General features: G+C 41.9%; 10 protein-coding genes and 2 tRNA genes. 2 read left to right on the plus strand and 10 right to left on the minus strand.

Going from position 1 to position 14,127, the window contains the following annotated elements; genetic code table 11:
* Positions 1–9 precede the first annotated feature (9 nt).
* Positions 10–2,238: a formate C-acetyltransferase gene (gene pflB, locus CGC64_RS09560; RefSeq protein ID WP_005677678.1), complete on the minus strand. Its 2,229-nt coding sequence runs from the start codon at positions 2,236–2,238 to the stop codon at positions 10–12.
* Positions 2,239–2,475: 237 nt separating this feature from the next.
* Between pflB and CGC64_RS09565 the strand changes: the two genes are divergently transcribed.
* Positions 2,476–2,560: transfer RNA gene (locus CGC64_RS09565), tRNA-Ser, on the plus strand.
* 184 nt (positions 2,561–2,744) lie between these two features.
* Here the strand turns inward: CGC64_RS09565 and CGC64_RS09570 are convergent.
* The 8 genes from CGC64_RS09570 to CGC64_RS09615 all read right to left on the minus strand — a co-directional run bounded on the left by CGC64_RS09570 (position 2,745) and on the right by CGC64_RS09615 (position 13,102).
* On the minus strand, positions 2,745–4,715 hold the full coding sequence (locus tag CGC64_RS09570; RefSeq protein ID WP_005677681.1) for a nuclease-related domain-containing DEAD/DEAH box helicase: 1,971 nt from the start codon (positions 4,713–4,715) through the stop codon (positions 2,745–2,747).
* A 302-nt stretch (positions 4,716–5,017) separates the two neighbouring features.
* A complete protein-coding gene (locus CGC64_RS09585; RefSeq protein WP_005680502.1) occupies positions 5,018–6,421 on the minus strand; it encodes a hypothetical protein in 1,404 nt (467 codons plus the stop codon).
* A 213-nt stretch (positions 6,422–6,634) separates the two neighbouring features.
* Complete coding sequence (locus tag CGC64_RS09590) at positions 6,635–7,591, minus strand: toprim domain-containing protein (protein ID WP_005677683.1); 957 nt, start codon at positions 7,589–7,591, stop codon at positions 6,635–6,637.
* 212 nt (positions 7,592–7,803) lie between these two features.
* Positions 7,804–8,880 (minus strand): AAA family ATPase, encoded by a 1,077-nt coding sequence (locus CGC64_RS09595; RefSeq protein ID WP_032838023.1) that lies wholly within the window; start codon positions 8,878–8,880, stop codon positions 7,804–7,806.
* Positions 8,881–8,894: 14 nt separating this feature from the next.
* The gene (locus tag CGC64_RS09600; RefSeq protein WP_005677685.1) at positions 8,895–9,203 is read right to left on the minus strand and encodes a DUF3853 family protein; all 309 of its coding nucleotides are present in this window, start codon (positions 9,201–9,203) and stop codon (positions 8,895–8,897) included.
* A 223-nt stretch (positions 9,204–9,426) separates the two neighbouring features.
* Positions 9,427–10,452: a hypothetical protein gene (locus CGC64_RS09605; RefSeq protein ID WP_005677686.1), complete on the minus strand. Its 1,026-nt coding sequence runs from the start codon at positions 10,450–10,452 to the stop codon at positions 9,427–9,429.
* 11 nt (positions 10,453–10,463) lie between these two features.
* Positions 10,464–11,753, minus strand: a complete 1,290-nt coding sequence (locus tag CGC64_RS09610) for a PDDEXK nuclease domain-containing protein (RefSeq protein WP_005677687.1) — start codon at positions 11,751–11,753, stop codon at positions 10,464–10,466.
* A 65-nt stretch (positions 11,754–11,818) separates the two neighbouring features.
* Entirely contained in the window at positions 11,819–13,102 is a 1,284-nt protein-coding gene (locus CGC64_RS09615) for a site-specific integrase (RefSeq protein WP_005677688.1), read from the minus strand.
* Positions 13,103–13,471: 369 nt separating this feature from the next.
* On the opposite strand from CGC64_RS09615, the gene CGC64_RS09620 reads away from it, so the two are divergent.
* A tRNA-Ser gene (locus CGC64_RS09620) sits at positions 13,472–13,559 on the plus strand.
* Positions 13,560–13,648: 89 nt separating this feature from the next.
* Here CGC64_RS09620 and nuoE read toward each other — a convergent pair.
* Positions 13,649–14,125 (minus strand): NADH-quinone oxidoreductase subunit NuoE, encoded by a 477-nt coding sequence (nuoE, locus tag CGC64_RS09625; protein ID WP_005677689.1) that lies wholly within the window; start codon positions 14,123–14,125, stop codon positions 13,649–13,651.
* Positions 14,126–14,127: the final 2 nt, after the last annotated feature.

Here is a 14,127-nt window from a genome sequence, read left to right on the forward strand (position 1 = left end):
TAGATAAGATTACATACGTTCGTGGAAGCTACGGCTGATTACTTCCAGTTGGTGTTCACGACTCAACTTCACGAAGTTTACAGCATAGCCGGAAACACGGATTGTAAGCTGCGGATATTTCTCGGGATGTTCCATCGCATCATAAAGCATCTCGCGGTTCAGAACATTTACGTTCAGGTGGTGAGCGCCTTTGGTGAAGTAACCGTCCATCATTGTAACGAGATTTTCAACGCGGTCTTCTTCGGTAGCTCCCAATGATTTCGGAACGATAGAGAAGGTGTTACTGATACCGTCTTGTGAGTCGCGGTAACGAAGTTTTGCTACGGAACTCAAAGAAGCGATAGCACCGTTCTTATCTCGTCCGTGCATCGGGTTAGCACCCGGAGCGAAGGCAACGCCTTTGGCACGTCCGTCCGGAGTAGCACCTGTCTTCTTTCCGTACATCACGTTGGAAGTGATGGTCAGCAGGGAGAGGGTAGGACGGGCATTCTTGTAAACCGGGAGTTTCTTCAATTCTTCGCTGAAGAAATATACGAGGTCAACGCCAAGGTGGTCTACCTTGTCGTTATCGTTTCCGAAACAAGGGAATTCGCCTTCAATGTCGAAACCTTCTGTCAGACCTATATCGTTGCGGCGGGCGGTAACCTTTGCGTATTTGATAGCTGACAATGAATCGAGCGCAATAGAAAGTCCGGCTACGCCGTAGGCAAGGTTAATGCGCGGGTTAGTATCTACGAGTGCCATTTGAGCCTTTTCGTAGTAATACTTATCGTGCATATAGTGGATGATGTTCATCGCTTCGTTATAAACGCGGGCAATTTCGATCAGAACCTTCTTGTAGTTGTCCATTACTTCTTCAAATTTCAGTGTGTCGCTGGTCAGTACGGGAATATTCTTCACCATGACTGTACCTGTGTTTTCGCAACGTCCACCGTTGATAGCAAGCAACAGAGCTTTTGCCAGATTACAGCGTGCACCGAAGAACTGGATTTGCTTGCCTATCTCTTGGTAAGATACACAGCAGGCGATTCCGTAGTCGTCAGATTGACGTACTTCACGCATCAGATCATCATTTTCGTACTGAATAGAAGAAGTGTCGATGGATACTTTAGCACAGAACTCTTTGAATCCTTCCGGCAGTTCGGGACTCCACAGTACGGTCAAGTTTGGTTCTGGTGAAGGGCCGAGGTTGTACAAGGTTTGCAGGAAACGAAAAGAAGTCTTTGTCACTTTGGTACGTCCGTCGTTGAAGCGTCCGCCCAGAGATTCGGTTACCCAAGTAGGATCACCGGCAAAGATATCGTTGTATGATTGCATACGCAGATGGCGTACCATGCGTAGTTTGATAACAAACTGGTCAATTAGTTCCTGTGCGAAAGATTCGGTGATCGTTCCCTTGCTCAATTCATATTCCATGTAGATGTCAAGAAAAGAAGAAACGTTACCCAGTGACATTGCAGCACCGTCTTGCTCTTTTACGGCAGCAAGATAAGCCATGTATACCCATTGAACAGCTTCTTGGGCGGTATATGCGGGACGGCTCAAATCGAGTCCATAGTATTCCCCCATTACTTTCATCTCTTTCAAGGCTTTGATTTGTTCTGCCACCTCTTCGCGCAAGCGGATACGGGCGTCAGTCATCGGACCGGTGAGGTTGCGCAGATCTTCTTTTTTAGCTTCAATCAGTCGGTCGATACCGTAGAGAGCCATACGGCGGTAGTCACCGATGATACGTCCGCGAGCGTAGTTGTCGGGCAGTCCGGTGAGGAATCCCAGAGAACGGAACGAACGGATTTCTTCGGTATATACGTCGAACACTCCATCGTTGTGTGTCTTGCGGTAGTGGGTGAAGATATCTTTCACACGGTCGTCCACTTCCACGCCGTTTTCGTGGCAAGCCTTGCTTACTACGTTGATACCTCCGAAAGGTTTGATAGCACGTTTCAGAAGCTCGTCTGTTTGCAGACCGACGATTAGTTCGTTTTCTTTGTCGATATATCCGGCTTTGTGTGATGAAATGGTAGATACAGTAGCGTTATCAAGCGAGCGGACACCGTTGTTTTTTCTTTCTTCTGCCAGTGCTTCAAGGCAACGGTTCCATACGGCTTTTGTACGTTCGGTAGGTCCTTCAAGGAAAGAAGCATCTCCGTAGTACGGAGTGATGTTATGACTTACGAAATCTCTGACGTTGATTTCGTTGCTCCAAAGACCGTCTTTAAAGATCTTGTTTAATTCCATAAATGATAAAATTAGAGGTTGTAGTTATCCTTTTCTTTAGAGCGCACAAAGTTACAATCATTTTTCATATAATCGGCATAAATATGCCCTATTTTATGCTTTTCAACATAAAATACCTGGATATTGCTATCTTTTGGAAACCTTCGATTGTTTTTTTCGTGAAAACTCTTGCATGTTTAAAATATCTTCGTACCTTTGCACCGCTTTTAACAAAAAGCACTTCTGAAAAGAAGTTTTGGAGAGGTGGCAGAGTGGTCGATTGCGGCGGTCTTGAAAACCGTTGTACCGCGAGGTACCCGGGGTTCGAATCCCTGTCTCTCCGCGATAAATATTGATTATCAATGGTTTACGAAAATTACACCCGATTTTACACCCGATAATGTAAAGTCGGGTGTTTTTAGTATTATTTTGCTATTCCGATTGAAGTTGAAAAGTAATAAGGGAATCTTAAAAGGTAAGGGGCATAAATTGTTATCGTAATCTGAAGAAATAGAAAGAATATTAAACTATTTCCCATTCCTATTCGCTCCTATCTTTTTATCGATTAAATTGCAATTGGCAAAGTATTCGTGATATTGTTGGTTTCCTGTATTGATTATGAATAAGTAGTTTTGACAACGGGTAATACCTGTATATACGAGTTCATCAGAAAATTCATAAGGGCGTGTATTGGCCAACTTTTTCGTTGCTTTTAGATTGTCTTCTATAACTAAAAATAAAACAGGACTTTCCCAACCTTTAAAGGAATGTATGGTAGATAGCTTAATAGTCCCTCTATTCATCCAGAAATTAGCTTTTCTATTCTTCCTTATTTTTAATATATCGGCATTGTTTTCAAATCCCGTTTGGGCATTGGGACATAGTTTCATAAACTCTTCTCTGGTTTCAAACATGATGTTTGTTTTTTCTTTGCTTTCGGTTCGCAACATATAATCGAGTTTACGTAACATTCTAATTCGAGAAGACAAAATCGTTACATCATTCGAGTGGAATCTATGTTCTTTTATCTGTTGATAAATATAAGTTGCAATAGCATTATCTTCTTTTACACTCTCTTCGAGAGGATAATAATGGTATTCGATATAAGGCTCATCAAATAAAGACATCATAGTGTTGGTCTCAATTTGTTGTTCGACCACATATTTATCTGCAAAAAAACGTTTTTGAAAATCTGTCACCAACAAAGCTATCTTTTGAGATAAACGATAACTTTTATTCAATTTCCTATCCCAAGCACCTGTTTGTACAGGTATTCTCGGCATTTTTTCATTGTCTAACTCTCTTGAATAGATATTTTGCTTTTCGTCAGCAAAAGCAACAATTTCTGCATTTTCACTGGCGAAATATTTCATGATAATTCTTATCCAATTTTCTTGATAGTCTTGAGTCTCGTCTATTAATATAACTTCGTATTTTGGTAATTCATCTTTATGATTTTCAAAAAGATGAATGTTTGAATATACATGTTTTTCAGCCAATTTCCCAAATTCCTCAGAAGACATATATGTACTATTTCCTTCTTCGTCTTTAAGAAACTCAAATTCAAGTCCGACGTTATTCATATTATTATTAATAAAGTCATGATAATTGCTTATATGGAAAAATTCCCAAGCAAACTCTTGACGAACTGTACTAATCTTATCGTGAATGTAATTTCGGAGTGTTATGTTGTAAGTTAAGATTAACACACAGTTATGTGTTCTTTTATGAGCGTTTACAGCTCTTTCCGCTAAAACTAATGTTTTACCAGAACCAGCCACACCTTTAATTCGTTTTCTTGCCCCTTCTTCACTTTTCGCCAACAAATCCTGTTCTTTCGACAATTTGTAACCAAGTCCTTCTTCTATTGTGTGGTAAGAAGGCCTTAATATGCGTGCAAAGCTATTATATAATTCTTCTGTAAAATAACTGTTCTTTTTACTTATCCATTGTTTTTCAAAGATACGATCCATACTTTCTTTTCCCAAGGAATCGTGTCCGATTATTGTGAAATTTTTGCTGAGGAAAGTCTTATACTTGTCCGATGGTTTCTCGCCTTCGCAGAATTTCTGTGCATATTCGGTTGTATGGCAGTGGAAATATACAGCACATTTGACAACATACCAATATTTATAGTCTTTCAAATGTAAGCTTAATAACGAATCAATATGTAAATCATATAGGTTCTTTTTATATTTCAAAACTTGGTTTAAGGGACTGTTTTTATATACAGAGTTATTACAATTGACAATCCAATTTCCTTTTTCATTCACATGATAATTTGATAGATCCCAATCTTTAACTTCAAAAATCATAACTCCTCCTCCTTTGTGCATCACTATGATGTCAGGTAAATCTCCATTTAGAAAAGGTTGGAAGAATATTTCATATTCATCATCATAAGCGTTTAATAAGAAAGCCAATAACGTTCTTTCACCCGGAGTAGCTTCTGGTTTTCGTTTTCTTATTATTTCGATAGGAGGATAAAGAATTGCCATACTTTATATTTTTTTAGTTACATGTGAATAATAAGGATTATAATTACAGAAAACGTGAGCCAACTATGCCACGTCTAAGTGAAGGTCGTAGGAAACCTTTGATGCGGATGTAACAATAGTAGCCCACGCTATATGCGTGAGAACCACTATGCTATCTCTTGCATCAAATTTGAAAGGCTCTCAGGTTTTCAAGTTACAAGATGAGCATAACGCTTCTTTTTTCTTATGTCTTGGAAAGAGTTGCCCCTATCCGAATGTAAAATTAGTTATTTTATTGATGTTTCGCATTATATAGAACGGAATTATAACTTGAATCCCCTATTTTTTCTTGGTTCTTCCGCTGATTGTCGTAAGCCTTGCCGAAGTTTCTCCCATTGCTCCTTAAACCATTCTCCGATTGGTTGCCTGTTTACGGTCAACACCAATTTATTCTCATCAACCGAACTTTTCTCAACCTTAAAAATGTCATTCTTGATGTCAAACTTTCGTCTGTGCTCTTCGGAATAGATTTTTCCATTGCATCTGATGGCTTCCTTTTTTGTCAAAAGACTGTTTATCATATCTTTGGTAAATCCGATGGCATAGCATAGTCTTTCCATTCTCAACATTTCTTTGAGCAATGGGAACCAGTTGAACGCCTTTTTAAGAATGGTATTCAATCGTGATATTTCCTTGTCTTTGGCTTCAATCTCTTGATTATGTATTCCTTGAAGATTACGAATCTGTTTGCCATGCTGTTCCTGCATCTGTTGCATCTGAACTTTTAAATCGTCAATGCTTTTGTTCCGTTTGGCAATCTCCTGATGCAGTTCCACATTGCTATGCTCCAGCTCTTTCACTTTTCCGCTGCCGAAAAGAGAACCCACTCCGCTTGCTATGGCTGTGGCAGCATCGGTGGCTACACTTTTGAGCTTGTCGGTGCGTATCTCCGATTTTACCTGTTTGAGTTCCTGTTCGGCAAGTCCCACCTGTTGTTCTTTATGCCGCTTTGCAGCATCTATGCGTTGTAGTTCAGCTTTCTGTTTCTCAATGATGAAATCGTTTCGTTCCAAATGTTCTTTGCCAGTAACATTTTTTGATTGCCCACGTTCCATCATTAGAATGTCTGATGCTAAAGTCTGCATTGCTGCCATATCCTCGTCATTGAGTTTGCGGCTCTTTCCGGTTTCGTGATTCATCCAGTCGAATACGATATGGGCATGATAATTCGGCTTGAACCATTTTCCACCCACTTGGAAACTCTCCTTGTCTTCTGCGTCAGGCTTTCCACCCAGCCAATGTCCTTCGTCCTTATGCAGGAAGATTTGGAGTGGCGTGATGCCCCAGCATCTTTGGCACTCTTCGCCAAATTCACGAACATCTGCCAGTGTGGTTTCCGGTCTGATGAGCAGTACACCCTCACGAATGGGGGAGCATCCTGCCACCTTGATTATTTTTCCATTCTTTCCTTTGCGTTCACGCTCCTTTTCCTGCATGGCACGCCCCGTCTTCTCCTTCACCATCCGTTTGATGTTGTCGTAATGTGTTTGTAAGTCCGGATTGCCGAAGTCCGGGTTTATCCACTGCTCGTTGTCGGAGGAGAGTTCAGAAACAACATAGATTCTGGACTCTCCGATGTTACGCATATACTCGGGAGTTCTCCAGTTATGAGGTCCACTGGATGTGACTTTGCAAGGCTTGATATGTATGCTTGATTTTGTTGCCATAATTATTCTGTTTTCATTGTACAATAGATTACCTTGTCCGCTTTCGTAAAGGGGTTCTTAGGGGGTAACCCATAAGCGGAGATTGCAAAAAGAGGGTCACTCTTTGCTCTGGGTTCTCAGGGGTGAAACGCCCTGAGTGGGTCATTAGGGCAAAGCCCTAATCCCCTCGGGAGAGCCCACAACTACGAAAGCGGAGCGTGTAGTTATAGTGGGCTATAACCAAAAGCCGTTCTTCTTTTTCGGTGACTGGCTGTGCATCCCTTTGACGGACTGGACTTGCCTGTTTCTTTCAGCCTGTTTCTGTAGGTATTCGTTCAAATCCTTGCATCCGCTGTAGGTCTGCGAAGCGTCACGGATGTATAAATCCCTGCTGTATTCCATACGGATTTGCCGGAGTGCTTCCATCCCTGCACGGTCATTGTCAAAGAAACAATGTATGCGCTCGTAGCTACCCAAAGGATAGAGAGCCTTGCTTACATTCGATACGGAGTTCAATACCATATAATCTTGTCTGTCCAGTTCGGGAAATTTCGGGCAATTTTCCAATCTCAAAGTAAGAAATGAAAGATAGTCCATAAATCCCTCGAACACATAACACGTTTCCCTTGCTTTTCCTGGCTGTTTGATGTGGGAGATTTCCTTGGGGGCAATACAGCCCTTGAAATAGCGGTTGCGGATTTCATATCCTTCCGATACGTTGGGAAAGGCGATGGCGAAATACCGCTTGCCGTTGTTGGTGAAATGAGCTTCACTGCATTCTCTTTTTGCCAGTTCCGTATTTATTCCCCTTTCCTGCAAATAGGAGAGCAGGGCAGGAGAAGAAAGCGGTACAATCTCCAGTTGCTGAAAACTTGGCTCGGAAAATGATTGCTTGCCAAAAGAAAAAGAAACAGGACGGACATGTGGTGTCTGTTCCGCTATGCGTTCCAATATATAAGGTATATGGTCGGTAGCATATAAGTGTGAAGCCAGTTCGATGATGCCGCCGCCTTTGCCGAGTGCAAAATCATACCATTGGTTACGTTCGGTATTTACCTTGAACGAGGCTTCGGCTTCTTCCCTTAACGGTGATTTATACCATAGGTTGATATCCTGTTGCTTGACGGGAGAATATCCCAAACTGTGCAGATAATCTGCAATCCTGATTTGCTTGGCTGTCTGTATATCCATAAAATGATTGTTTTAGTAGTTGGTGAATTGATTTATTTTTCTTTTCGCCCGTACCATTTTAAGAAGTACGGTCTGTATAACCACTTCACTAAATTGTCGTATATATAGAGTACGGCAATAAAGTGAAGCGGTTTATCCATTCCTTGCATTACTTCGCTTTATCCTTAATATATAGACCCACAGAATAAAGTGAAGCGATTACAAGCAATAGGCTAATAGTGGAAGTCGGGCATGAATGTGTATTTTCTGCCGTTCTCTTGCACTATCATCCGTTTGTTGCGAAGCATGGTGATGAGCGGTACCGCCTTTTGATGGTTCAGTTTTACCCCTATTGACGTATAGCTTTTGATTAAAGCATCTTCCAGTTCCTTGTAACCGTATTCCTCTTTTAGCCCGAAAACGGCTTCCAATGCGATACGGTGCTGCTGCTCGGTGATATGCCTGTAAGGGTCGAACTTTTCCTCTTCCGGTCTTCCCGGTTTCTTCGCTTCGGGTTTGTAACCCTCTATGAGTTCGGGCAAGGCACTGTCATTGATACGAAAGGCAAAAGGCTCGAAATCCATTGCCCGGATGTGCATGGCTGAAACGTTGCTTATATCCCCGTTACCCTTGTCCTTTTCCACCAGCAATACGGTTTCCGCCTTATTGTTCAACTCCGTGCCGATATGCCCTCTCGCATTCTCATCCCCTTTGTTCTGATGCAGTATCGTATGGATATGTATCTGCCTGTCGTCCGTCCACTGCATCAGTTTGGATATGATGCGTGTGGATTCGCCGGGACTGTTGATGTCATATACCATGTCACGGATGCCATCTATGATTACAAGACCGATGCCGGGCGTATTATAGATAGCCTGTTCGACAATCTTTATACGCTGCTCAGGTGTGTATTTTCTCAAGGCGAGAAACTCAAGGTTCTCATTGTCCCTGTCATCAGGCAAGCCAGCCATCCGTAAAATACGTTTCATGACTTTCAGACAATGATAAGGACTTTGCTCCGTATCAACATAAAGCACTTTCCGCTTCCCGTCGGAGAGTTCCGCCATATACCGCAACACTGTGCCATTCTTCAATGCGGCGGCTACGATAGCTGATACATTGAATGTCTTCTTACTTTTGGCTTTGCCGATGGATGCGCTGAAATTGCCCAATGTTCCTATGACGGAACCATGCACTTTGAGGATTTCAGGTGCTTTCTCATAACTTTTCGACAGGCTCAAACGTGATGCTTGCCAAAGGATTACGGCTTCTTCTGCCGATATGTCCTTAAACTCTTTCATATAGTCCATAGCCATGCCTCCCGTTATTTCCGTCCTCCGGTTTTCTTTCCAGCCAGTTCAAGTGCAAGCTCCACATCCACGATAATCTTGCGCCCTATTTGCGTAATGGCTTTGTCTATCTTTCCGCTTTTCTTGATGCGGTTGGCGGTGGGCAGGCTGCACCCGAACAGTTTGGCAATGCCCAGTATTCCGTACACATACTTTCTTTCTGTGTCCGTAATGGGTCGTGGTTGCGCTTCCGCTTGACCGGAAGCGTGCTTGCTTAGGAATATGAACTCTTCGCCTGTCATCTGCCAGACGGGTTTTAATAATAACTCTTGAAGATTTGTCATCGTTCAATCTATTTAGCCGTTAAACAATCAGCCCTGCGCACTGGCTGTTATCTCTGTTCTCGAACGATGCAAAATTAGATAGGGGCATGAGTGGTAAGGATGTGGTTAGCGTAAATAGAATATTTTATTATTTCTCTGAATATCAGATAATAAAAATACCACTCAAAAATAAATTTGAGTGGTAAAAGTGGTAATTTCGTAAAATGTCAGGGCATATCACGGATTATCGGAATATTGCGTCCATTTCTTTAGCGAAATTCTGGTTACTGTCACTTGGAAAATCGGAAACAGGTTCCTTGTACTTTGACTTGTAGTAGTTCTCATCAATATCCAGCAGTTTCAGTATTTCGTTTTTCCATTTATCCCTGTCCTGTTTGGGCAGTCTTTCACTCATCAGGAATATCAGGTAGCACACCCGTATCTTTTCCCTTGCCTTGATTTTTAGTCCCTTTTCACCGGGGGACAGGTTCATATTGGCATAGAAGTCCTGCGTTGCAATATCTTCAAATTGTTCCCCCACACAGACTTTATGAATAAGCGAAAGTAATTCTGTGTTGAAATATTCGGGTCGCTCCTTTGATACATCCTGTTGTGTCTCTTGCTTGTTCGGCTCATCCGGCTTGTCTTTTGCAACGGGAATATATTTTGCCAGTATTTCCATAAAATGGAAACTCAGTTTATAAATATCTCCGCAACAGTTTTCAATATATTGGAAAGCTTCCTTCCTTGCCAGCCGTTCCAATTCATAAAGCCTGTCCAGTCCTTCTTTTTCCTTCTCATATTCAGCCTTGCAGCGTTCATACTCCTTCTCGGCTTGCTTTTCTTCTGCTGCCGTATGTTCCCTGTAGCCAATGGAATCATACTTGTTATACGCTTCATTCAAAGGCTTGCTTAAATTTTGTGTAACTCTCAGCTGTGCTTCTATATCAGCGTCATATCTGCCAGCGAAGTTGTAGCACACACGAGAAATTATCTCATCATCAAACAATGGATGTTTTTCGTAAATCAGTATGTTTTTCTCTATCTCGGTTCTCAGGCTGTTGAGAATCAGAGTATATTGTTCTTTCGGTTTGTCAAGCACCAGTTCAAGGATGGCGGCTTCAAAAGCTTTTGTGTCATTGTATTGCTTATAGAAGTCCGTGATGAATTTCTGCCTGTCAAAAGAGAAAGTATGGCTGACTATAAAGTCGCTGTATATCCGATTGAGTTCGCCGTATTGGGGAATCATAATCTGTATTTCTCCTGCCATATACACTTGGTTTATGGATTCTTGTCTTTATCAAGAAGGGAAGTCAGTTCTTCCTCCACTTCTTCTATGCTTGGCAGAGCCGATTTTAAGTTTTCAGGTATAGCCTTGCTCAGTTGGTAATCGCTGATGCCTATCGGCTGGTCGTAGCCTGTCAATGCGTATTGCGCTACAACTTCGTCTTTACCCTTGCACAGCAACAACCCGATAGTCTTGTTGTCATTCTCTCCCCTCAGTTTGTCGTCCACCACATTGATGTAGAAGTTCAGTTGCCCCGCATACTCTGGTTTGAATGGAGTAGCCTTTAATTCTACTACGATGTATGCGTGCAGGGGAATGGAATACAGAATCAGGTCGGCATAGAAATCGCTGTTACCAATTTGAAAATGCTTCTGTCGGGCAACGAAAGCAAAGCCATTGCCCATTTCCAGCAAGTAACGGGTGACGTGCTTAACCAGCTGCTCTTCTATGTCCCTTTCGTCTGCCTTTTCCTTCGTTCCAGCCAAATCAAAGATGTACGGGTCTTTCAACAGGTAATTGGCAAGGTCGCTTTGAGGTGCAGGAAGCGTGGCTGTGAAATTATTAACCTTGTTGTTGCTGATTTGTCTGCTATATAAGTTGGTCTCAATTTGTATTTTAAGGACATTGCTGCTCCAACCCATTTCCACGGACTGTTTCATGTACCAATAGCTTACGCCCAATGGAAGCGAACTGTTAAGCATAATCACATGGCTTGCCCAATTGGTTCTTGCAACAGGTGATGCCATAAATACGTTTTCTATATCCTTAATTTCCATACGGTAAATGTCAGATACGGTTTTGGCAACATTATGAATTTGTGCAAGAGGTTCTTGCGTGATTATAATTTCTTTGTTATCAATGGATTGAATTTGCGCAAGAGGCTCTTGCGTAAATTGCACATCGTTTAAGTAGCGTACTTCGTCTGCAATTTTCTCCACGCTTGGGGCTATCAGCTTTGCGTCTGTTTCAATGAAATTCTGTAATGTCCTTAAAGGATATGCCTTTGCAAACTGACACATATAGGTAAGGTTGCGTTCCGAATAGCCTTTCTTTTCGGGATAATTGAACCGGATAGCCTTTGCTAGTTGCTTGATGATTTTACTTCCCCATCCATATAAGTTTTGATAATAGAGGATATAGTTGCCCATTTTCCAGTAATGGAACAACATTTGCGCATTGGCTGCGGTAATCAGCCGGACTTGCGCCTGTTGTATTTCCGAACCGACAGCATTTATAAATGCGTCAAAGTTCGTCTTTTCTATGTTATGTCCGTTGTTGCTCATCTTGTGATATTTTCAGAATACAAATATAATTCAATGGTGGTAATCCATGAAACTAATTGATACTTTTATAGTTGATTAAACTTGTTCATGGCATTTGCCCTGATGTCATCCGCTATGTCAATATAGGGTTTCATGGCTTTATAGTCGCTGTGTCCCGTCCATTTCATAACCACCGGTGCCGGAATTCCGAGTGCCAACGCATTACAGATGAAAGTCTTTCTTCCGGCATGGGTACTTAACAATGCGTATTTGGGTGTGACTTCATCTATGCGCTCATTTCCCTTGTAGTAGGTTTCCCGTACAGGTTCGTTGATTTCCGCCAGTTCACCCAGTTCTTTCAGATAATCGTTCATCTTCTGATTGCTGATGACAGGTAATGCCATGTGGTTCTCGAAATGAACATCCTTGTATTTTTCAAGAATGGCTTTGCTGTGGTCGTTCAGTTCGATTATCAGGCTGTCCGCAGTCTTGACTGTGGTGACTTCAATGTGGTCGGGCTTAATATCACTTCTTTTAAGATTACGGACATCCGAATATCGTAAGCTCGTAAAGCAACAGAACAGAAAGACATCCCTGACACGTTCCAAATACTGTTTGTCATGCGGTATCTGATAATCTTTCAGTTTGTTCAGTTCATCCCATGTCAGGAATATTACCTTTTTAGGGGTTGTTTTCAATTTGGGCTTGAATGTGTCGTATGCAATGTTCTGATGATGTCCTTTTTTGAAACTCCATCGCAGGAACCATTTGAGGAATCCCATCTGTTTACCAATGGTGCTGTTTCTCATGTCCTTTTTGTCACGCAAGAAATTGACATACTCGTTCAGCCCGAAATCGTTGAAGTATTCAAAGGTTACATCTTCCTTGAACTCTTTGAGGTGATTTCTCACCGCTGCAAATTTCTCGTATGTGGATGCCGTCCAATTATTCTGGTTGCCACACTCTTTTACAAACTCATCGAACACCTCCCAAAAACTAATCTGTGCTTCTTCCTGCTGTTCTTCACTGTTGTCTTTCATCCGCAAATTGAACGCATCCTTTAGCTGTTGGGTGGTGGGCATGGTTTCTTGTACCTCAAACTCTTTGAACACGTTTTGCATTTCTGCATAGTATTTCAGCAAGTCCGCATTGATTTCGGATGCGCTTTGTTTCAGCTTGTTGGTGCATCCGTTCTTTACCCGTTGTTTGTCGGCATCCCATTTGGCTACGTCAATCCGGTAGCCTGTTGTAAACTCGATGCGTTGGCTTGCGTATATGACACGCATACGGATAGGCACGTTCTCCACGATTGGCACACCGTTCTTCTTCCGGCTCTCCAATGCGAAAATGATGTTACGTTTGATATTCATAAATGGGTGCGTTTAAATTTCTACACCCAAATATACACCCAAAAATTGAAATGGCAAAAGGCATTTAGAAAGATTTAGATTTACTCTGCATCGTGGATAGTGTATGATTATCAGTGATTTGCAATTTTATGATATTTTCTGAAAGCGTAGGTTCGAGAGCCTTTCTCTCCGCAAAATATTTGTAAGTAACCAAAAACATCCGGTTTTACATTTAGAAATGTAAAATTGGATGTTTTTGGTTTATACATGTGTCCTTGAAATGGACGTTTTGTGGAAATCAGTGTTCTTTAACAAATAATTTTGGAACATTATTCGCTCTAAATATTTGTTAGTTTCAAAAACGTCCTCTACTTTTGCGCTCCGAAAGAAGGAGAGGTGCTCGAGTGGTTGAAGAGGCACGCCTGGAAAGCGTGTATACTCCTAAAGGGTATCACGAGTTCGAATCTCGTTCTCTCCGCACATTGTTTGTAAAAATGTTTAGTTTTTTGTAGAAACGACTACTTTGGTTAAACAAAGTAGCCGTTTTTTAGTATCGTTTCCGGGCTGTTATTCCAAGTCTTCAATAATCTTCTTCACGTCCACAGGTTGTAGGCGTCCATACACTTTTTCACCGATCATCACTACCGGCGCCAGTCCGCAGGCACCCACACAGCGCAGGCAGTCCAATGAGAATTTTCCGTCCGGAGTTGTTTCACCGACTTCGATACCCAGCACTCGTTTGAATTCTTCCAGCAACTTTTCGGAACCGCGTACATAGCAGGCTGTCCCCATGCAGACGGAGATAGGATGCTTTCCTTTGGGAGTCATGGTAAAGAAAGTGTAGAATGTCACTACTCCATACACTTTCGATACGGGGATTCCTAGTTTGGAAGCGATGATACGTTGTATTTCTTCCGGCAGGTAACCTTGGAGATGTTGTGCTTCATGCAGAATGTTGATTAGTTCGCCCGGATTATTTCCGTGCTTGTCGCAAATCGTTTTGATTTGTTCAGCTACGTCACAGGCTAGTTTTATATCTGACATAA

This window comes from Bacteroides caccae (genome assembly GCF_002222615.2).
GTDB classification, from domain to species: domain Bacteria; phylum Bacteroidota; class Bacteroidia; order Bacteroidales; family Bacteroidaceae; genus Bacteroides; species Bacteroides caccae.